Annotated in this window: 19 protein-coding genes; 9 read left to right on the top strand and 10 right to left on the bottom strand. The window is 42.8% G+C overall.

Going from position 1 to position 18,935, the window contains the following annotated elements; translation table 11 throughout:
- Positions 1 to 14: 14 nt before the first annotated feature.
- A complete protein-coding gene (locus GSF13_RS18925; protein ID WP_010606549.1) occupies positions 15 to 485 on the top strand; it encodes a DUF4920 domain-containing protein in 471 nt (156 codons plus the stop codon).
- Positions 486 to 488: 3 nt separating this feature from the next.
- Here the strand turns inward: GSF13_RS18925 and GSF13_RS18920 are convergent, their stop codons facing one another.
- The 5 genes from GSF13_RS18920 to GSF13_RS18900 form a co-directional block, all read right to left on the bottom strand.
- Complete coding sequence (locus GSF13_RS18920; RefSeq protein ID WP_174169934.1) at positions 489 to 977, bottom strand: hypothetical protein; 489 nt, start codon at positions 975 to 977, stop codon at positions 489 to 491.
- A gap of 113 nt (positions 978 to 1,090) precedes the next feature.
- Complete coding sequence (locus GSF13_RS18915) at positions 1,091 to 1,771, bottom strand: hypothetical protein (protein WP_174169935.1); 681 nt, start codon at positions 1,769 to 1,771, stop codon at positions 1,091 to 1,093.
- Positions 1,772 to 1,884: 113 nt separating this feature from the next.
- Complete coding sequence (phaC, locus tag GSF13_RS18910) at positions 1,885 to 3,651, bottom strand: class I poly(R)-hydroxyalkanoic acid synthase (protein ID WP_211866679.1); 1,767 nt, start codon at positions 3,649 to 3,651, stop codon at positions 1,885 to 1,887.
- Positions 3,652 to 3,713: 62 nt separating this feature from the next.
- Positions 3,714 to 4,061, bottom strand: coding sequence for a phasin family protein (locus GSF13_RS18905; protein ID WP_017216260.1), 348 nt, complete (start codon positions 4,059 to 4,061; stop codon positions 3,714 to 3,716).
- A 116-nt stretch (positions 4,062 to 4,177) separates the two neighbouring features.
- A complete protein-coding gene (locus tag GSF13_RS18900; RefSeq protein ID WP_174169936.1) occupies positions 4,178 to 4,927 on the bottom strand; it encodes an SDR family oxidoreductase in 750 nt (249 codons plus the stop codon).
- 216 nt (positions 4,928 to 5,143) lie between these two features.
- Between GSF13_RS18900 and GSF13_RS18895 the strand changes: the two genes are divergently transcribed.
- Both GSF13_RS18895 and GSF13_RS18890 read left to right on the top strand, forming a co-directional pair.
- Positions 5,144 to 5,686 (top strand): hypothetical protein, encoded by a 543-nt coding sequence (locus GSF13_RS18895; RefSeq protein ID WP_010606555.1) that lies wholly within the window; start codon positions 5,144 to 5,146, stop codon positions 5,684 to 5,686.
- Positions 5,687 to 5,800: 114 nt separating this feature from the next.
- Positions 5,801 to 6,646: a PD40 domain-containing protein gene (locus GSF13_RS18890; RefSeq protein WP_211866677.1), complete on the top strand. Its 846-nt coding sequence runs from the start codon at positions 5,801 to 5,803 to the stop codon at positions 6,644 to 6,646.
- Between the two features lie 25 nt (positions 6,647 to 6,671).
- On the opposite strand, the gene GSF13_RS18885 is transcribed toward GSF13_RS18890, so the two are convergent.
- On the bottom strand, positions 6,672 to 8,189 hold the full coding sequence (locus tag GSF13_RS18885) for a winged helix-turn-helix domain-containing protein (RefSeq protein WP_211866675.1): 1,518 nt from the start codon (positions 8,187 to 8,189) through the stop codon (positions 6,672 to 6,674).
- Between the two features lie 138 nt (positions 8,190 to 8,327).
- On the opposite strand from GSF13_RS18885, the gene GSF13_RS18880 reads away from it, so the two are divergent.
- The gene (locus GSF13_RS18880; RefSeq protein ID WP_211866673.1) at positions 8,328 to 9,755 is read left to right on the top strand and encodes a serine hydrolase domain-containing protein; all 1,428 of its coding nucleotides are present in this window, start codon (positions 8,328 to 8,330) and stop codon (positions 9,753 to 9,755) included.
- A gap of 124 nt (positions 9,756 to 9,879) precedes the next feature.
- On the opposite strand, the gene GSF13_RS18875 is transcribed toward GSF13_RS18880, so the two are convergent.
- Positions 9,880 to 11,508, bottom strand: coding sequence for a methyl-accepting chemotaxis protein (locus tag GSF13_RS18875; protein ID WP_211866671.1), 1,629 nt, complete (start codon positions 11,506 to 11,508; stop codon positions 9,880 to 9,882).
- A 415-nt stretch (positions 11,509 to 11,923) separates the two neighbouring features.
- The gene (locus tag GSF13_RS18870; protein WP_010606560.1) at positions 11,924 to 12,442 is read right to left on the bottom strand and encodes a hypothetical protein; all 519 of its coding nucleotides are present in this window, start codon (positions 12,440 to 12,442) and stop codon (positions 11,924 to 11,926) included.
- A 113-nt stretch (positions 12,443 to 12,555) separates the two neighbouring features.
- Here GSF13_RS18870 and GSF13_RS18865 point away from each other — a divergent pair, with 113 nt between their 5' ends.
- From GSF13_RS18865 to map, 5 genes are all read left to right on the top strand, one after another.
- Positions 12,556 to 13,044 (top strand): hypothetical protein, encoded by a 489-nt coding sequence (locus tag GSF13_RS18865; RefSeq protein ID WP_211866669.1) that lies wholly within the window; start codon positions 12,556 to 12,558, stop codon positions 13,042 to 13,044.
- Entirely contained in the window at positions 13,041 to 13,415 is a 375-nt protein-coding gene (locus tag GSF13_RS18860; RefSeq protein WP_102057257.1) for a rhodanese-like domain-containing protein, read from the top strand. Before GSF13_RS18865 ends, GSF13_RS18860 begins: the two co-directional genes overlap by 4 nt.
- Positions 13,416 to 13,858: 443 nt before the next feature.
- Positions 13,859 to 16,132: a TonB-dependent siderophore receptor gene (locus GSF13_RS18855; protein WP_206473319.1), complete on the top strand. Its 2,274-nt coding sequence runs from the start codon at positions 13,859 to 13,861 to the stop codon at positions 16,130 to 16,132.
- A gap of 166 nt (positions 16,133 to 16,298) precedes the next feature.
- Positions 16,299 to 16,499: a ParD-like family protein gene (locus tag GSF13_RS18850; RefSeq protein WP_010606564.1), complete on the top strand. Its 201-nt coding sequence runs from the start codon at positions 16,299 to 16,301 to the stop codon at positions 16,497 to 16,499.
- 1 nt (position 16,500) lies between these two features.
- On the top strand, positions 16,501 to 17,271 hold the full coding sequence (gene map, locus GSF13_RS18845) for a type I methionyl aminopeptidase (RefSeq protein WP_211866668.1): 771 nt from the start codon (positions 16,501 to 16,503) through the stop codon (positions 17,269 to 17,271).
- A 12-nt stretch (positions 17,272 to 17,283) separates the two neighbouring features.
- Here map and GSF13_RS18840 read toward each other — a convergent pair whose 3' ends face one another.
- Positions 17,284 to 18,087 carry a methyltransferase domain-containing protein gene (locus GSF13_RS18840; protein WP_206473323.1) on the bottom strand — a complete coding sequence of 268 codons (804 nt, stop codon included), beginning with the start codon at positions 18,085 to 18,087 and terminating at the stop codon, positions 17,284 to 17,286.
- A 31-nt stretch (positions 18,088 to 18,118) separates the two neighbouring features.
- Complete coding sequence (locus GSF13_RS18835) at positions 18,119 to 18,874, bottom strand: Nif3-like dinuclear metal center hexameric protein (protein WP_206473331.1); 756 nt, start codon at positions 18,872 to 18,874, stop codon at positions 18,119 to 18,121.
- Positions 18,875 to 18,935 lie beyond the last annotated feature (61 nt).

The raw sequence follows: 18,935 nt of genomic DNA, 5'->3' as shown, positions 1-18,935 counted from the left end.
TTTTAAGGAAAAATATGAAGATAAACAATTTACTCTGTGGTTTAGTTATCACACTGCTAGTATCAACGGCTGATGCTAAAACAATTGAGTTTGGCGGCGGTGCGAACATGAACAAGCTTGTTGCGGCCGCAGATGTATTGAAAAACTCGGAGCAGTTTACGGGAAGTGAGATCACGCTGTCAGGTGAAGTGGTAAAAGTGTGCAAAAAGCGTGGCTGTTGGATGACACTGAAGGTAGATAATGGTGAGGAAATAAACGTAAAGGTACGGGATGGCGATATGGTTTTTCCAATGTCAGCCATTGGCAAGCGCGCTTATGCGACTGGTGTACTTGAACAGTTCGAGCTAGATATTGAGAAAACGAAGCGTTATTTGGCCCATAGAGCGCACGAAAACGGTGAAGCGTTTGATGCAAGCAAAGTCACTGAGGGGATGAGTCTAGTTAGGCTCAAACCGGATGCAGTAACGATTTTAGAAACGAAATAAAAGCTATTTCACAAGGACGGCGTACTCGAAGTTTGTACGCTGTGAATTTGGGCTGATCACCACTTGGTAAGTGTCAGCACCAAGCATCACATAATTCACCTTACCCACCTTTAGGGGTTTTGGTGTGCTATCTAAATCCATTATCCAGACACCAGTTTCGGTATCTGGTGCTAAATTTATTAAGGTTCTGCCGGCGTTATTTGGAATATATAAAGCGGCATTACTACTTTTACCCCAAATCGCTTTTAGTTTGTGGTTTTCCGACACCAATGTGTAATCCGCGGGGCCAGAAGGGCGCATATCGGACTGGCGCTTGACTTCACACTGTTCGCATTGAATTGAAGCTGCGGAAAGATGTGTTTGCAGCTGCCCGTCAAAGATAATGCCCTCAGAGGCTATTTTCCACAAAGGTTGGCCTTCACCCAACTGATGACACCCTGACACCAGTAAAGCTGAAAATACTAAGCAGTAATATTTGTTAACAATAGGCACCGGATCACCAAACGAAAACTAGTTAAACCGGTACAAATAGTAGCTAATCTTAAGCGTCAATATAAGGTCTTAACGTTAACGAATGTAAAAGGTTACTTCATCAATTATTAAGACTAACTGCTACAGCCGCTGCCACAACTTGAGCCACTATTACAACTTGAGTTTGAAGAACTCGACGAGGAGGTACTGCTGTCGCCACTGTCCATTGACGTACACCCGATGTGCCCCGCATAGGTTGTGCTGCTGGAGTCGCCTTTGGCAATGGGCTCTCGAAAATCAGTTGCCGAGTAGTAATAGCCATTTGGAATATTAAGTAAAGCGTCAACTGCGAATAATATAGGTAAAGTAGCCGGTCTGCGAGGAGATATTCCTTCGATGCTACAGCAGGCTCTCCATGTTTTACGCAGACTGAGCTGAGCTTTGTTTTTCCCTTTCATTGCCTCAGATGGACAATGATGTAAGAAACGGTCAAAGGCCTCATAGCAAAAGGAATGATACTCTTGTGTGTGTAAAATAAATTCATGCCACAGCGCATCGACAACCTGGGAGGGCATAGCTAAGGACTGATCTTCGAGCAATAAGTTCGCTTGGAAAAACTGCTTAAGGCCCAATTCAACCTGTGTAAGTTGCTCATTGGTAAGTTCAGGATAATGTTGACTGAGTTTGGGTCTTAAATGCGTGAGATCGTAATCTTGAATAAAACTACGTCTACGCGCCGTCATTTTTACTTTTTGATATTGTAATACACCAACAAAGACCACAAATACCGCAACAAGTAGAAGAAATCCAATCATGTTATTTCCCTATATTTTTGCGTTCTAGACTGACCGAATGTGTAGCGTGTGTCAATAACGGGAAATATTAGAAGCAAGATAGCTTGCCTCTAATTGATTTGATTGTAAGTTTCTTAAATACTCTGTTTGACGTATTCTCCGGGGGCATCGTAAATCCCCGGTTGTTCATCACTTTGCGCGGCACGGGCTGGAACTTGCTCTGGGTTTATTTGATGTAACCACTGTGCCCAATGCGACCACCATGACCCGCTTTCATGCTTTGCCGAGGCAAGCCACTCAGCGGGGTTCTCGTGGTCTTGTCCATCAAACCAATAACCATATTTGTTTGCACTTGGCGGGTTGACCACTCCGGCAATATGACCTGACTCCCCAAGCACAAAAGTGAGCGGGCTGCTGAGTCTTTTGGCGCCCTCAAAAGTGCCTTGCCACAGCGCAATATGATCGTCACGGGTAGAGAGAAAGTAGACAGGTTGCTTTACTTTACTGAGGTCAATTTTAGTGCCACGAATACTGACAGACTTGTCTTCAATAAGCTGATTATTAAGATATAAGTCCCGCAAAATAAAGTTGTGGCAGGCCGCTGTTAGATTTGTACTATCACTATTCCAATAGAGTAAATCTAAGTCAGCGGGCGCTTTGCCTTTGAGGTAGTTATTAACGAAGTAATTCCAATACAAGCTGTTTTCTCTCAGCATACTAAAAGAAGTACCGAGCAGATGCCCAGACATCACGCCATTTTGATTATTATACTGTTCTAGCGCATTAATGGTGGGCTCATTGATAAATGCACCAAGTTCACCTGGCTGCGAGAAATCTAAAATCGTGGTCAACAAGGTTGCACTTTTTACTCTTTGTTTCATGCGCTTAGCAGCAATATAGGCCATACATGAGGTGAGTAGAGTGCCGCCGATACAATAACCCACAGTATGGATTTGTGTTTCGCCTGTTTGTTTTTCAGTTTGCTCTAAAGCACATAACACACCGTCTACGACGTAGTCGTCAAACGCAATATTTGCCATGCTTGGATCTGGGTTTTTCCATGACATCATTAACACGGTATAGCCTTGTTCAAGTGCCCATTTAACCATGGAGTTATCTGCTCTCAAGTCCAAAATATAGTATTTATTAACAAATGGCGGCACGATAAGCTGGGGAGTCTTGTGTACTTGCTCCGTAGTCGGATGATATTGGATCAATTCAAACAAGTGGTTTTGAAATACCACTCTACCCGGTGTACAAGCTAGGTCTTCCCCGAGTGTATACGCATTTTCATTGGTCATGCTGACTCGGAGCATTTCAGTACTTTTGGCTAGATCTTTTTTTAAGCGCGCCAGTCCATCGAATAGATTTTGCCCGTTACTTTCTAACGTCAGCTTAAGTAATTCAGGGTTGGTTGAAACAAAGTTGCTCGGTGATACTGAATTAACGGACTGTCTTGCAAAAAACGCTAATCGCTCTTTAAGTTTTGGGTCGAGGCCTGGAGTATTTTCAATGGTGTTTTGTAGTGATTGTCCAAACCAAAGATAGCTTTGTTTAAGGTAGTTAAACCAAGGATTTTCTTGCCAATCAGGGTCTACAAAGCGTTTGTCTCCACGTTCTGGGCTAATAATGTCTTCTTTATCATCGGTAGTTTGTGGCATAAAACTGTTTTGAAAAATTGCAAACTGAGTCTGCCACCACGCATTTTGCTGTTTAATAAAGGTTTCCGGTTGCTGATTGAGTGCACTGAGCCAGCTTTGTAAGTCGGCTTGGTTTTGCTCATTTAATGCATTTTGTAATGGATTCTCTTTACCAAAATGTGTCGCTGCGAGCTGCCACAATTCTTGGTTATATTGCCACCACGCAGTTAACCCTTGCTCAATATTTTCTTGAGTGCCCATACAGGTAGATCCTTTGTGTTGTTTGAACGGGTAAGGCGACCTAAGTCGCCCAAAATTGCAGGTTATTGCGCTTTCGCGGTTTTTAGGGTTTCTTTGCCAAGAGATTCTAAGCTGTCTTTAAATTCTTGACCTAATTGAGAAAGCTTTTGACCATCTTGGATCATCTGTTGGCTTAGAGCGTTTAACGCGTTCAACTGACTTGCGTTAAAATCCATCATAGATTTTGCATCTTTGATTTCAGTCGCTTGCTTTAGCTGCTCAATGGATGTTTTAGTGATCTGTTCAGCCGAGTGCAGCTGAATTTTTGAGAGTGCTTCGATGTTTTTTGCTACGATTTGGTTAAACTGTACCGCTGGTGCAAAGAATTGCTCAGTTTGTTCGTTGAATGTTTTGAATAAATCGCTGTACATGGTCTTTTCCTTGTTATCGATTAAATTAACACAATGGATGATAGTGATCAGTTAGCACCACCGAACATCAGGGACAGCGCGCTCCCTCGGTGGTATTTAACCTGAGGTTTTTTAGGTTATTGCATATATAGGCCGCCATTGAGCGACAGGGTTTCGCCAGTAATGTAACCGGCTGTATTTGATGCTAAGTAAGCAACTGCGGCTGCAACTTCGTCAGGCGTGGCTAAACGTTGCATCGGTACTTGTGCTTTTATGCTATTTAATACGTCTTCACGCATGGCGCTTACCATAGGCGTTTCCGTGTAGCCTGGCGCTACTGCATTGACGGTGACACCGCTTCTCGCACCTTCATAGGCTAGCGCTTTAGTAAACCCAATCATGCCCGCTTTCGCAGCGGAATAATTTGCCTGCCCAAATTGACCTTTTAGGCCATTAACGCTAGAGATATTAACGATACGACCTTGCTTATTAGCGCACATTGCCGCAAAGATAGGGTTGGTCATATTAAAAAGGGAATTTAGATTGGTGTTGATCACCTCGCTCCATTGCGCGTGGGTCATTTTTTTAAACGCTGAGTCGCGTGTGATCCCGGCGTTGTTTACGAGTAAATCGATATTACCAAATTCTTGTAGGACCTGAGTCATCGCTGCGTGGCATTGCTCAGCGTTAGTCACATCCAAGAATAAAGGTTTTACTGCAGCTGGATTTATTTGTAGCGTGTTAAGCCAGAGATCAAAGTCGGCCTCATTACGCCTTTCGCTTGCTATCGCTATAACAAAAAAATCTTTTTCAATGAGTGTTTTCGTAATAGCAGAACCAATCCCACCAAAGGCACCAGTTACCACTGCAATTTGCTTGTTTTCCATAACGCTCCCGCGAAAAAAAGAGGCTATACCAACATACTTCCTAGCCGAGTTAGCTTATCGAGTATTTTTGCTGGTATTTATGACAAATTGGTCGCGAGTTGATGTCAGTTTGAAGACAGCGGAAACGAAATTAGGAACGCACAACATAAATTTAATTAAGTTTTTTCCAGCTTTTCCGATATGTATAACAATCAGTGTCTATCCCAAGGAGTGAAAATGGATATTCAAATACATCAAGGTGGCTTATCACCGTTAAAGCAACTGGCTGAGTTGAAATCACAGGGCTCGGCTCAAGCTGCTTCCAACCAGTTAGAATCGCAATCCCAAAGCGATGTGGAGGAAAAGCAAGAGGTACCCGCGATGCTTTCCAAAGAACTCGATGACGAAGCGGCTGGTTATAAGGAAGATAACCCTGTATTTAAAGAGGATTATGAAAACTTAGAAAAGGCAATGGATCTCATTCAAGCGCAAATTCGTAAGCTCCAAGAGAGAATTAATAAGCTAATGCAGTCCCAAGAGCAGCGTTTTTTACGGGTCGAACAACTCCCAGACGCGACTAATGATGAGCAGCAAGCTTTAATCGAACATGTAGGCAGTAAAAAGTATCGTGACCAAACAAAAGTAGATGAAGTGAAAGTGCTTGAAGAGCAGCTCTCTGAATTTAAACAGCAAGAAGCGGAACTTCGCATCCAGATGTTAAAGATGATTTTAGCGGAGCGGGAGCGATTAGAGGAGCTTAAACGTAAAGGAAAACGGTAGAAATCAGATAAAGGTCATTAATAAATCATCAGAAATTCAAGAGAATTTTGCTGAAATTGTTACCTTACCCACTCTCATAAAATAATCTCTAACAGAAGAAAGTGAGTAATAAAAATGAAAATAAACATTGGTTTAGCGCTGTTGATGATATCAATGTCTGCTAAGAGTTATGCGCAGCTTATATCCGGTCCTTATCTTGGCCAAACACCACCTGGGGACACACCTCAAGTATTTGCGCTTGGCACGGTGTCAACAGAGCACAGAGATCACAATGCGTTTTTCTCTCCCGACATGAAAACTTTTTATTTTACGCGAAAGGACCTGAACGTGAACCGTTGGAGTTTAATTGCATACGAGCAGCGAGGTGAACAGTGGTATGAAACGACTGTAGGTCCAAGAGTTGGCAGGCCATTGCTAGCACCAGATGGCGAGACCATGCATATGGGTAAATATATTATGACGCGTCGAGAGGGGAGCTGGTCTGAAGCCAAAAGTCTTGGTCCTATGTTTGATAAAGAAAGCTGGGGGATCATGCGGTTAAGTGCATCTGCGAGTGGTACGTATGTGTTTGACGATTATAAAAGTGGCGATGTTATTAGGATCTCTGAGATGAAAAATGGTCAACGGCAAAGACCGGTTAAATTAGGTCCTGAAATTAACACTGGCCTTTATAATGCACATCCATTTATCGCGCCCGATGATTCTTACATTATATGGGACGGGGTTCGAGATTCAGGGTTTGGTAACTCAGATCTTTATATCAGCTTTCGTTTGAAAGACGGTAGTTGGGGCGAAGTGATTAATCTGGGAGACAAAGTAAACACGAGTGCGCGGGAGGCGTCAGCGAGTGTAACGCCAGATGGCAAATATCTGTTCTTTAACCGTACCACACCTTCAAGAGATGCTGATATTTTTTGGGTTGATGCTCAGGGCATCGAAACGCTAAGACCTGCCAATTAACTTATTGGCATACAGCGCACAGTGATTACTTCGGTGTGCGCTTTATTCTTTTCTTTAAGTTAGTCAGAGTAAGCTGCTCAACAATGTTATCTACAAAATGAGCTTGATCTGCCGTGATGTTGAAGGGCAATGCTTTAAACCTAAACTCGTCACTAAATCCCTGGTCAATAGCCTGTTTGAAATAGTCCTGAGCCTTGTCATTTTGCTGATGGTAAAGGCTGATGAGGCCGAGGCTAAAGACCAATTCAGGGTCTTGGTTGCCGGTCTTTATCTGGTTGGCAATATCAGTGGTATATTTACTTATTGATTGATGCTTAGCAGTGAGGAGTGCCAAGTATAATTGACTGAATAATGCGTATTTACTGTGCTTTTCAACCGTCAGCGCTAAAACATTGGTCGCTTTATCATGATGATTGTTACTTAGATAAGAAAGGGCTGTGAACCAGTTTAATGTCTGGGAATTTGGCGCGGCTTTGGCTAATAAATTAAGTTGTTGGATGGCTTGTTCATGCCGCGCTTGTTGCTGCAAAAACTGGACGTGTTCTAGTTGTATCCAAGGAGATGCCTTTACTTCAGGACTGGGGTTGACAAGTACCTTGTTAAACCAGTTGGCCATATGCATTTTGCGCAGGCAGTGGAGGTAGCTAGCAACTACTTTGGGTTCGCTGGGAGAAGCCTCATAAGCTTGGCGTGCTAGTGGGTATGCATCAATGGTATTGCCTTGCAAGAGATAGGTTTCGGCCAGATGTGACTTTAACAAGGGCCAATTAGGCGTATTTGCTACGGTGTCATTTAGAATTTTTTGCGCTTGTTGGTAATGCCCTTGAAGAGAATGGACTTGAGCCAAAAGCAGTTTTGCCGACGGACTATCGGGTGTTAAATTCAGTGCTTTTTCTGTATTGTTCCGGCTTTTTGTCAGCGCGTCTGCAACCTGATTATATAAATTATAGTCGCTCAATAATGCTCGACTCAATCCCATATAACTCTCATCTACATCTTGTGATGTAGTGATGCTTTGCTGATACAGCGCTATCGCCCGTAAATTATCTTCTAAAGTTTGTTGGGTAAAGTGTTGCTGGGCGATGCTCAATGTTGCGTCATAGCTTGTTGAAGAAAATGGTGAGGTAAAAGGGGAGTGATATATACCAATAATGCACGCCAGAGCTAGGCCGATACTTCCGCCGGCTAGAGTCGTAAATCGCTTTACTGCTGGCGCTTGCGGTTTATGATTTATCTTATTAACGGTTGCACTAAAGCGGTATCCGAAGCTGCGTTCAGACACGATATATTCTGGTTTATTGGCATCATCTTCAAGGAGCTTTCGTAGCCTTGCTATTTGTTTTTTAATCGCATCATGAGTCACGACTCGACCAAGCCAAACTTGTTGTTCTAATTGCTGGTGGCTCACAAGGTGAGGTGCATGCTCAATCAGGTTCAGCAACAATCTATGCGCGAGCGGTGTCAGTACATGAGATACATCGCGATGACTGATGGTGCGAGAAGATACATCAAAATCCCATTTTTGATTCAACTGATACTGCAAGTTATAAATCCTGTATTTTTTATTTTATTGATTTAAATGCTTTTAATTGTTCTGTCACGCAATGTCACCAAAGCCCACTGGCAAGCCAGCATTAGACACGTAGAGTAAGACTCGTCATAACAATAAACAAGGATTTACATGAAAGCATTACCCCATTTACTGTTATTTTTATGCCTGTTTTCTATACCCGCTCAGGCGACGACTCAACTGCAAAAACAACTAGATGACTATATCGCGCAGTATCACCAAATTAAAGAGTTTGATGGTGCCGCTTTGGTTGCTCGAGGATCTGAGGTGTTACTGCAGCAAGGTTATGGATTTGCCAATGTAGAGTGGCAAATAGCAAATCAACCCAACACTAAATTTAAGCTAGCATCAGTGACCAAGCAGTTTACGGCACTTTTGGTATTACAACAGGTTGAGAAAGGAAAGATTGAGCTTGATGCCAACATTTCCAGCTATTTACCCACATACCGAAAGGATACGGGAGGCCAAATTACCATAAGGCAGTTACTTAATCACACGTCAGGCTTACCAGATGTGTTTCAACACCCCGAATTTCGTCAGGTGCAAAGTCACAACCCTTATAATCGCGATGAGTTTATCGACCATTTTTGCTCAGGAGACTTGTTGTTTGAGCCGGGTTCTGCGTTTCGTTACAGCAATGCCGGCTACACTATACTTGGACGTATCCTTGAGCTTGTGAGTGGAAACAGCTACTGGCAACTACTTGAAAAGCAAATATTAGCACCGCTAGATATGAAAGAAACTGGATTTGCCGATCATAAGCAGGTAATTAAAGGCCTAGCGAATGGTTACGATACCACGTTAAAGGGGTTCAAACATGCCGATTTTATTGACATGACAGTGCCTTTTTCCGCGGGCGCAATGTATTCAACGGTGCAAGATATGTATAAGTGGGAGCGTGCATTATACACAGATAAACTATTAACGCCTGAAATCAAGAGATTGTTATTTACCCCTTCCAAACACAGAAATTACGGATTTGGCTGGGAAATCACCAACAAAGGAGATGACAGTCAAATTAAAACGCTGGTTCACCATGGCGGTGGAATCCCAGGGTTTGGGGCAAAGATTGCAAGAGTATTGGAGGACAAAACGGTTATTATTTTACTGGATAATACAGGCGGCGCACCATTGACACAGATGGTTGATGGCATACTTGAAATCCTTGCAGGTAAAGCTGCAGCATCGCCCAAGTTAAGTCCATATCGGCTGCTTTTTGCAACGATTTTATCTGACGGTGTTGAAGTTGCGATTAAAAGTTATCAGCACCAAACTCGTGCGGGGAAGGGATTAAGTGAGCGCCAACTAAATCGCTTTGGGTATCAATTATTGGAAGTCGGTTATTACGACGCCGCAATTGAATTTTTCAAATTGAATGTTGCGGCACACCCAAAAAGCGCGAATACCTATGACAGTCTCGCTGAGGCGTATCTTATTAAAGGAGATAAAACCAATGCACGTGTTACTTACCTGCAGCTATTGCAACTAGATAGTAACCATGAGGCGGCTAAGAGATTTGTAGAATCCGTCCTAAAGTGAGCGCTGCAATCAACTTTTGCTATGTCTGTTACCGAGCATTGTTTTTTTGATGATAGAGTGCCTCAATTATATAGCGCCTAGCCGTACCTAGGCTTAGGCGCTATTTATCCATTATGGCGGTATTTTAGAGCGTAAACTTGTCGACTTGCGACTTTAAGTCGTGGGCAAGTTTACTCATTTCATTACACGCCGTCGCGGTTTGGTTGGCGCCTTCGGTCATTTCAACAGCCGAGTAATTGATAGTCTCGATATTTTTGTTCAGCTCCTCTGAAACCACAGATTGCTGATGACAAGCTGACGCGATCTGTGTACTCATGGCTGCGATGCTATCAATTTGAGATTCAATTTGATGGATCATATTGCCGGCGACTTCTGATTGCTCAACGCAAAGTGCAATACCCTGCTCACAGCTCTTGGTTGCCACGCCGGTTTCCTTCGACTTGGTTTGTAGGTCATTGACAATTTCGACAATTTGCGTGGTTGAATCTTGGGTACGTTGGGCCAGTGAGCGGACTTCATCCGCAACAACAGCAAAACCACGTCCCTGAGCACCTGCACGAGCAGCTTCAATAGCAGCATTTAATGCTAATAGATTCGTTTGCTCCGCGATTTCTCTGATTACGTCAACAACCACATTAATGTTGTGTGAGTTTTTTTCGAGATTATTGGCAAGTTCACCTGCAGATGTGACTGTTTGTGCAACGTCTGAAATATGATTGATATTTGATTTAAGTGCGTCGCTGCCTTCTCTGGCTTTTTCACTTGCCTGATTTGCTGATTCAGCGCCCATTTCTGTACTTTTAGCCACTTCACTAATCGCCGCTTGCATCTGTGTCATCGCGGATGCGACGGATTGCAGCTCATTTTGCTGTACATTCATACCTTGTGCATTCTGGTAAGAAATGGCATTTACTTCTTCTACTGCCGCAGTTAATTGAATGGCTGAGTCATTGATCATGGTGATCAAGGCGTGTAACTGTGAACGCATTTTTTCTAAAGATTGGGTCAATAAACCGAGCTCGTTCTTACCTGTATCTTCAAGTGCAATTGCGTGATTTAGCTCGCCACGGGCTATCTTACTTGCAAGATCCACGGATAAAGCAAGCGGTGTCTTAATCGCTTTACTCAAAAGTATGCAGATAATGACTATGGTTACTGCAACGAGTAATCCAGAAATCGCTAAAGTAAATAGGGTGCTATTAACTGCTGATATAGCCGAGCGCTCAGAATTTTCAACACTGCTATCATTTAATGCTTCCAGTTCACTCAGCTCAGACATGGCGTTGGCAAACACTGGATAGCTATCCAAAATAATACGATTTGCTTCTTTTGCGTTGCCACTTAGGATAAGGCTTTCGTAATGATAAGTCGCATTGACGTATCGCTGCCAAGCGGTAATAAACGCATTGAACAGTGCCTTTTCTTCTTTGCTGACTGGCAATGATTGATAAAATGCTATCTTGTCATTCAATGACTTCTTCAGATCTCTTAAAATAGCAAGCCAGTTGTGCACCTCTGGGTCTTCAGGGTTTAATGCAGTACTAAACTCATCTTTACGTATAGTTGCTAAGTCAATTTTAATGTCTTTAATGGTTTCCATAGATGGAATGCTGGTTCTGACAATGTAGTTTAGATTGGCATTCACTTCTTTCATTCCTTGGTAGCTCATCAGGCCTACGCTAATGAAAATGACAAAAAGTAAGGTGAAACTTAACGTTATTTGGTTAGATATAGATAGTTTTTTTAACTGCATTATTGGAGCTCAACGAAACCATTAGTGGTGATTGATATTTGAAGGGGCGGTATTGTATTTGAAAAGTGGGTGGTATTAGTAATTAAATATTTTTTGCGAATGTTTTCAGTTTGTATTATTTGTTGATTAAATTTGGTGTTTTGGGACTGTGGTTTTTTATTGAAAAATTAATATGGTTTTTTATTCTCTTTTAGTGGTTTTATTTTCGAAAAGCACGCTTTTTTAAAATTTGCTAAATTACTTTGTTTTTTTGTTTAAAGTCTTAGTGTTATGGGGTTTTATGGATAGTGTTTAATTATGAGATTGAAGTGTGGTCTATAGGTGAATTAAAATTCACCCTAAACTGAAGTTGTAAAAAACTGCATAATATTGATTTCGTTAACTCGCTATGAAGTAATAGAAGTATTTGAGCTATTTAGACTTCATACCTTTTATCTCGTTGCCTAGTCATTTCATCAAGTACCATTTGGATCATCTGTTGCTTTATATCAGCATGCTGTGATTTAAGTTCATCAAGTTGTTGGGTTAAAATCTCAATTTCTTTTTCTGTTTCATTATCGCGATACTGTTTTGCGCCGGTATGCTCATATCTCAGGATATTTTCTTGTGTTGTTGGGATATCAGCATCGCTTACTGTGGATACTTTTATGGCTCGTTGTAGAGGTGTTTTTTTTAACTCGCTAATAAGCTGTTGTAAATGTTGGATTTGCTCTTTCATTAGGGCTTCTGACTGCTCTAACATTTCATATTGTTGCTTAAAATTTGGGTTGTTACCTTTGTATTTCTTTGCCTGTTTGTCCATAAACTCAGTCAATATGGCTTCATTTGTAGGTTTTTCTTCCGTTTCTTCTGTGGAATTACTCGTGGCAGTAGGTGTTTCGTTGTTTGCGTTTGGTGCGCCGGCAAAGTGATGTGGCTTCATTTGAATTTCCATAACGTTATCCTTGTTATCTCTATTTCTAACTGTATCGGAGTATTTCCTGATTTCTTTAGCTGTTTGGTTAATCCCCGCTAAGCTAACAAGGTTGGATATAAGGAGTCAGTGAAATGAAGGTATGGTTGGTTATTAGTATTTTGTTTTTTAGCTGTAATAGCTTAGCTAAATGTGAAGATCAAGGGTTTAGACAGTTTGATTTTTGGCTTGGAGATTGGTCGGTAACGAGTTTAGGAGGCCTTGAGTCTGGGCGTAATCGCATTACCCGTGAGTATGATGGCTGTGTTATTAAAGAAAGTTATACCACTGAACTTGGGTATCGTGGTGAGAGTATAAATATTTATGATGCATCCACTCATCGTTGGCATCAAACTTGGGTGGATAATAGCGGACTGTTGTTACGGTTGGATGGTGAGTTTCATGAAGGGAAAATGGTATTACAAGGGGATAGGAAAAATGCAGCGGGTATTAAGGTGACGGATAAGATAACATGGACTGCGAACCCAGATGGTACGGTACGTCAGGTTTGGCTGAGTAAGCAAGGGGCTGAAAAGTGGCAAATAGTATTTGATGGGTTGTACAAAAAGGAGACTGAAAAATGAGAAAACTGATTATTAGCTTTATGTGGTTTGTTAGTAGTATTTGCTATGCCCAATCGGAAACGATCACACAGCAAGCACTGATGGTAAATCAAATGTCAGCAGACGCTTACACCATAGTGGACGTACGAAGCCCTGAAGAGTTTGCCGCAGGACATATCAAAGGGGCAATAAACATTCCTTTTAACGAGATTGAGACGCATCAGGAAGAACTGACTAAATTGACTGATACACCACTCGTTGTGTACTGCCGCTCTGGGCGTAGGGCTGGCATCTTTATTGAGGCACTAGCGCCAAAAGGCTACACCTTAAAACACCTAGAAGGTGATATGAATAAGTGGCTGGCGAAGTCTTTACCTGTGGTGAAGAAATAGGGGCTCCCTACTTTTTGAGTAAATAACCTGAGGTTTGGATAAGGAATGTTCCAACTCATTGTTTCTAAAGCACAACTTAGTTTTTCCTTGTCTAGCCAGAGAGTTTTAGGGAAAACACCGCTTCCGCGTCCTGCTCTCGCTAAGGTACCTACATCCTGTAGGCAAGGCGAATTTACGCACCAATAGCTGGCTATTGGAAGTGAATTCAACGCAGTTAGCGCTAAAACTGGCTGCTAGAAAGGCATTAATTATCCGCAGCTCAGGTTAAATAGTAGCGGGTAAAAACAAAAGGTAAACGGCAAAGCTTAATAAGTTTTGGTCACTACCACACTTGAATTGCGCTTCAAATAACGGCATATAACTAAAAAAGGGACTTGAAAGAGTTAGTAATATAAATGATAATCACTATCGTTTTCATAATGAAGTTAATTTAGGGAAAAACGATGTGCTCTTCATCTTCACGTACAATAAATAATTCTTTAAAACTCTCTCTTTGCGCCACTTTTGTGCTGTTCTCACTACACGGCAATGCACATGCCGCTGAAGTTGCTGATGATACGTTAGCTGCTGATGCCGCGGGTGATGGTAGGGCTCAAGAACTAGAGCATATTTATGTGACTGGTACGAGTGTAAAAAATTACACCGAGTCTTCGAACAAAGCGGCATTAAAAATGATTTTATCACAGCGTGAGACGCCTCAAGCGGTGACCGTTATCACAAATCAAATGATGCAAGATTGGCAGACGGTTAACATTGATGAGATCTTGGAACATGCAACGGGCTTTTATGCAAAGCGGGGAGCCAGTCTTGATAGGACACGTTTTTCTGTACGTGGCGGTGATGTCAATTTAATCCAAATAGACGGTGTGCAACAGTTCCCAGGTGGCCGAAGACCAAATGTAAATGGTGATGCGGTTGCTTATGAGCGTGTTGAGATTGTACGTGGTGCAAATGGTTTATTAACTGGCGTTGGTGACCCAACCGCGACCGTAAACTTAGTAAGAAAACGTGCAACAAGCGATGAGTTTAAGGGCAGTGTGGCGGTTTCGGCTGGTAGTTGGGATAATTACCGCGCAGAGGTGGATGTGGCGAGTGGGTTAAACCAAGAGGGCAGTATTCGCGGCCGCTTTGTTGCTGCACATTATGAAAGAGATTCCTACATTGAGCGTTATAGCCAGGAGAAGACGTCTATATACTCTACCGTTGAGGCTGATCTGACCGATTACACCTTATTGCGACTCGGTGTGGAATATGCTGATACTGCTTCAAAAGGGGCGATAAATAGCCACTCTCAACCTTACTTTTACGCTGATGGTAGTCGCTATCAGGGACGCCGTGGTGACACCGGGATGACGGCAAAATGGAGTAGCTGGCCAATCGAAGAATACACCTATTTTGTTGGGCTTGATCACGCGTTTGAAAACGATTGGCAACTCCATGCCATCGCGACTTACAATACCATTGAGATGCAAGGTGGGCTGCTGTTTTTCGTCTATCCTGATGGGCCTATTAACCCAGATGGTAGCAGCGATAATGGATTCGGTTACAGTGCTGTAATAAGTAGCTCCGAAGATGAACAAAAGACAATAGACTTGTCACTCCAAGGCCCGGTTGAGTTATTTGGTCGTACGCATGATGTCATTTTCAGCTACAACCAATTCAAGCGGGAGCGTACGTCATTTGGTAATGAAGCCAACCAGACTACTATTTCATTAGAAGGGTTAAATTTTCACGATTGGACAGGTGACGTGCCGCGCTATCCATTTAAAGATTTAGGCCGTGATAGTTTGACGGTAACAGACTCTAATGGTGGATTTGTGGCCGTGCGTGTTAACCCGCATGATGATGTTAAGCTTATTGTTGGCGCTAGGATCACCAATTGGGAGTACGATATTGACCTCTATGATCCTAATAACGGTAAGTTTCTTCGTAACCGCTATCACGAAAAGGTGGATACAGAAGTCACACCTTATGCCGGGCTCGTGGTTGATATTAATGAGCAATATAGTGTTTACGCAAGCTACACCGAAGCATTTCAGCCGCAAGCCTATTTTGATATCAATGATAAAATGCTCGACCCAAGCACCGGCGAAAGCTATGAGCTAGGGGTAAAAGGTGAGTTACTTGATGACACCTTGAACTTTACGGCAGCGGTGTATCGCAATGTTGAAAATGGACTTGCGATTGCCGATCCAAATTACCCAGACAGCTATCTAACTCCGCAGGGCAATAGACCATATATTCAGCGCGGTGAAGGCGATACGACAGAAGGCTTTGAAGTTGAATTTACAGGCTCTATCAATGAGCAGTGGAATATCAGCTTAGGGCTATCAAAACACAAAACTGAATCAAAAGATGGCAAAGAGCTGTTAACGGATCAGCCCAAAGAGCTCATAAACCTGTATACCACCTATGACTTTAGCGAGTTTGTTGACGGCTTGACTGCGGGGCTTGGAATTAATTGGCAAGGTAGCTTTTATGCAATACCACAAAGGCCATTGCCGGGCGGCGGTAGCGAGGCGTATAAGATCACACAATCTTCCGGAGCGTTACTTAATTTAATGGCAAGATATGAAGTGAGTGAACAGCTTAGTGTGTCGCTTAACTTCAACAACCTACTGGATGAAAGTTACTACAACAGTATTTCATCTTGGGACGGCTATGTAATGCACGGCGAACCGTTCAATTGGCAATTAGGGATGCGCTATAGCTTTTAGTGAGTCAACCTAAGCTTGGGTGACTTAAGCTTAAAATACGGAGTGCACCGCCGAGGCGGTGCATTTTTTTGCTTCAAAATAATAAGCAAATTGGCATTAGATTTTGCATTGTTCCGCAACTCCGTTATTATATGAATTATATATGATATGTATATGGTTTATATAAATGGGTATCGTAAAAATTTCAGATGAACTACACGATGAGATCCGTGAAGCAAGCACTGTGATGTCGCGCTCAATCAATTCACAGGCTGAGTTTTGGATTAAAATTGGGCGACTTGCCGAGCGCAATCCAACGCTTACGTTTACAGAGATCATTACGGCAGAAATGACGCGAGTGAAGTCACAACAGCCAAAAGGAAATTGAGATGCAAGAGGTTACCTTCAAAACCGCTGATGAGATCCAATTGATGCGCGAAAGCGGGCGATTGCTTACGCAAGTGTTTGACTATATTGATAGTTGGATTGAACCCGGAATTTTTACGCTAGAGATTAATGACAAAGTGCACAACTTTATTGTTGATGAGCTTAAAGCGCGTCCTGCCAGCCTTGGTCAATATGGTTATCAGTTCGTTCTTAATAGCTCTGTGAACGAGGTCGTGTGCCATGGTGTGCCGAGTAAATCACAAATCTTAAAGTCTTCTGATATTGTAAACATCGATATTACGCTTGAGAAAAATGGCTTTATCAGCGACTCCAGCAAAATGTATGTGATGCCAGACGCATTACTCCCAGCCAAAAAGTTAGTGGCAACGACTTACCAAGCGATGTGGGCTGGAATAAAAATGGTTAAACCTGGAGCAAAGCTTGGGGATATCGGTTCAGCTGTACAGCAAGTGGCTGAAAAAGCCGGCTACACTGTGGTACGCGAGTATTGTGGTCATGGGATAGGTAGAGAAATGCATGAAGCGCCAAATGTACTGCACTATGGCAAAGCAAATACCGGGATGACGCTAAAGCCTGGGATGACCTTTACCATTGAGCCGATGATCAATCAGGGTAGCGCAAAAATTAAAACCAAAAAAGATGGCTGGACTGTGGTAACCCGAGATAAAAAGCTATCGGCGCAGTGGGAGCATACTGTGTTGGTAACAGATGACGGCGTTGAAGTGTTAACCCTAAGAGCGGAAGAAGCGTAAGCAGTGCTGTACTTACGCTTGTTTTAATATCAAGTGGGTATAACGACCTAGAGATGCATAGGGCTCTTGGCGATTGTATTTAAGCTCTAAGGCGAGCAAAGCGTCAAAATCTTCATCCGCCTTACTCAACTCCCTTAAATAGTCATGAAAACAGCGAACACCGGTTTTTTGCATAACGCTGAGCTTTGCCTCATTAAGCCAAGTTGCCATATCAGTTTGGCTAATTGGTTTATTGGGACTGAGACCTACTTTTTGCTTTACCTTAAGGCCTTTTTGCACATAGTCGAAGTTACCGTACACCATATTGGCCATCAGATGCGCCTCATGGTTGAAATACATTAGCGAAAGCAAGCCAGTTTCGCTCAGCTGCGACTTTAGCAGCATAAGCGCACTTTGTTGCTCAACTAGCCATTCAAACACCGCATGGCACAATACTAAGTCGAATTGTCCTAAGTGCAGCGTATCGAGTGCTTGCAGGGGCGCGTGGATAAAATGCAGCTGGTCACTCAGTCCGGCTTCATCCGCGCGCGTTTTGGCAAGTTCAAGCATCTCTTCAGAAATATCAATCACAGTGACATGGTGGCCAAGCGATGCTAGAAAGAGCGCCAATTGCCCTTGTCCGCCGCCAACATCTAATATGCGTTTGCCACTTGATTGCGTTAACCAGTTAACTTGTGCGCTTAAGTCGCGCTTGAGCACCGCTTCTCTGATTTTGCCTTTATTGGTGCCATAGATATTGTTTTTAAACTTGTGAGTTAGTTCAGCAAAGTTTCTATCTGTCGGTGCCGGCTTTTGTTGCTGCTTTTTTCTAGCCATATGCAAGATCACTTAATTAAGCAAAGTGCTATTAAACCGGGTTGTCGATATCAATAAATTCAACATCCAAACCATATTGCGAAGCCAAATATTCACCAAGAGCCTTCGCGCCGTAACGCTCTGTGGCATGATGTCCAGCCGCGATAAAGTGGATCTGCTGTTCGTTTGATGAATGAATGGTTTGCTCTGATGCTTCACCCGTTAAGTAGGCATCAATGCCTTGGCTTGCCGCGAGATCGATAAAGCTTTGCCCACCACCTGTACACCAAGCGATGGTGCTGATCGGGTGATCGCCTGCAACATTTAAGAGCGGTTTTCTACCGAGTTTTTCTTCAACTAAAGCGGCAAAATCAACAGCAGTCATTGGCGTCGTTAATTTACCTTTTACCGCTACGCTATTTTTATTCCAAGGTTCAAGCGGTCTTTCATATTCAAGCCCAAGTAACTTACCGAGCTGGGCGTTATTCCCGAGTTCAGGATGAACATCCAGTGGAAGGTGGTAAGCGATTAAGTTGATGTCATTGGCAAGCAGGGCTTGTAGGCGGCGCTTTTTCATGCCCGTGACACATTGATCTTCCCCTTTCCAAAAATAGCCGTGGTGAACCAAAATGGCATCTGCACCTCGTTCAATAGCGGCATCAATTAAAGCTTGGCTGGCGGTAACACCTGTGACGATTTTTTGGATTTCGTCTGTCCCTTCTACTTGCAGACCATTTGGACAGTAATCGTTAATTTGAAATGGCTTCAGTAATTCCGTTAATTGATTCACTAATTTGGTTCGTTTCATAACACCCCCCTAACTCTCAGATAGCGCTAGTTTAACTGGTTTTACGATAGATCAAAAAGGG

The organism is Pseudoalteromonas sp. M8, assembly GCF_018141365.1.
Lineage (GTDB): Bacteria > Pseudomonadota > Gammaproteobacteria > Enterobacterales > Alteromonadaceae > Pseudoalteromonas.
The sequence above is the reverse complement of the archived record's forward strand: the minus strand, read 5'-3'. Positions and strand labels throughout refer to the sequence as shown.

Excerpts from the sequence above, each read along its gene's own strand:
- GSF13_RS18900 (WP_174169936.1), bottom strand. The coding sequence starts at position 4,927 with ATGGAAAACAAGCAAATTGCAGTGGTAACTGGTGCCTTTGGTGGGATT.
- GSF13_RS18865 (WP_211866669.1), top strand. The coding sequence starts at position 12,556 with ATGAAGGTATGGTTGGTTATTAGTATTTTGTTTTTTAGCTGTAATAGC.
- GSF13_RS18915 (WP_174169935.1), bottom strand. The coding sequence starts at position 1,771 with ATGATTGGATTTCTTCTACTTGTTGCGGTATTTGTGGTCTTTGTTGGT.
- GSF13_RS18840 (WP_206473323.1), bottom strand. The coding sequence starts at position 18,087 with ATGGCTAGAAAAAAGCAGCAACAAAAGCCGGCACCGACAGATAGAAAC.
- GSF13_RS18870 (WP_010606560.1), bottom strand. The coding sequence starts at position 12,442 with ATGGAAATTCAAATGAAGCCACATCACTTTGCCGGCGCACCAAACGCA.
- GSF13_RS18855 (WP_206473319.1), top strand. The coding sequence starts at position 13,859 with ATGTGCTCTTCATCTTCACGTACAATAAATAATTCTTTAAAACTCTCT.
- GSF13_RS18895 (WP_010606555.1), top strand. The coding sequence starts at position 5,144 with ATGGATATTCAAATACATCAAGGTGGCTTATCACCGTTAAAGCAACTG.
- GSF13_RS18850 (WP_010606564.1), top strand. The coding sequence starts at position 16,299 with ATGGGTATCGTAAAAATTTCAGATGAACTACACGATGAGATCCGTGAA.
- GSF13_RS18875 (WP_211866671.1), bottom strand. The coding sequence starts at position 11,508 with ATGCAGTTAAAAAAACTATCTATATCTAACCAAATAACGTTAAGTTTC.
- phaC (WP_211866679.1), bottom strand. The coding sequence starts at position 3,651 with ATGGGCACTCAAGAAAATATTGAGCAAGGGTTAACTGCGTGGTGGCAA.
- GSF13_RS18880 (WP_211866673.1), top strand. The coding sequence starts at position 8,328 with ATGAAAGCATTACCCCATTTACTGTTATTTTTATGCCTGTTTTCTATA.
- GSF13_RS18925 (WP_010606549.1), top strand. The coding sequence starts at position 15 with ATGAAGATAAACAATTTACTCTGTGGTTTAGTTATCACACTGCTAGTA.
- GSF13_RS18860 (WP_102057257.1), top strand. The coding sequence starts at position 13,041 with ATGAGAAAACTGATTATTAGCTTTATGTGGTTTGTTAGTAGTATTTGC.
- GSF13_RS18905 (WP_017216260.1), bottom strand. The coding sequence starts at position 4,061 with ATGTACAGCGATTTATTCAAAACATTCAACGAACAAACTGAGCAATTC.
- GSF13_RS18890 (WP_211866677.1), top strand. The coding sequence starts at position 5,801 with ATGAAAATAAACATTGGTTTAGCGCTGTTGATGATATCAATGTCTGCT.
- map (WP_211866668.1), top strand. The coding sequence starts at position 16,501 with ATGCAAGAGGTTACCTTCAAAACCGCTGATGAGATCCAATTGATGCGC.
- GSF13_RS18835 (WP_206473331.1), bottom strand. The coding sequence starts at position 18,874 with ATGAAACGAACCAAATTAGTGAATCAATTAACGGAATTACTGAAGCCA.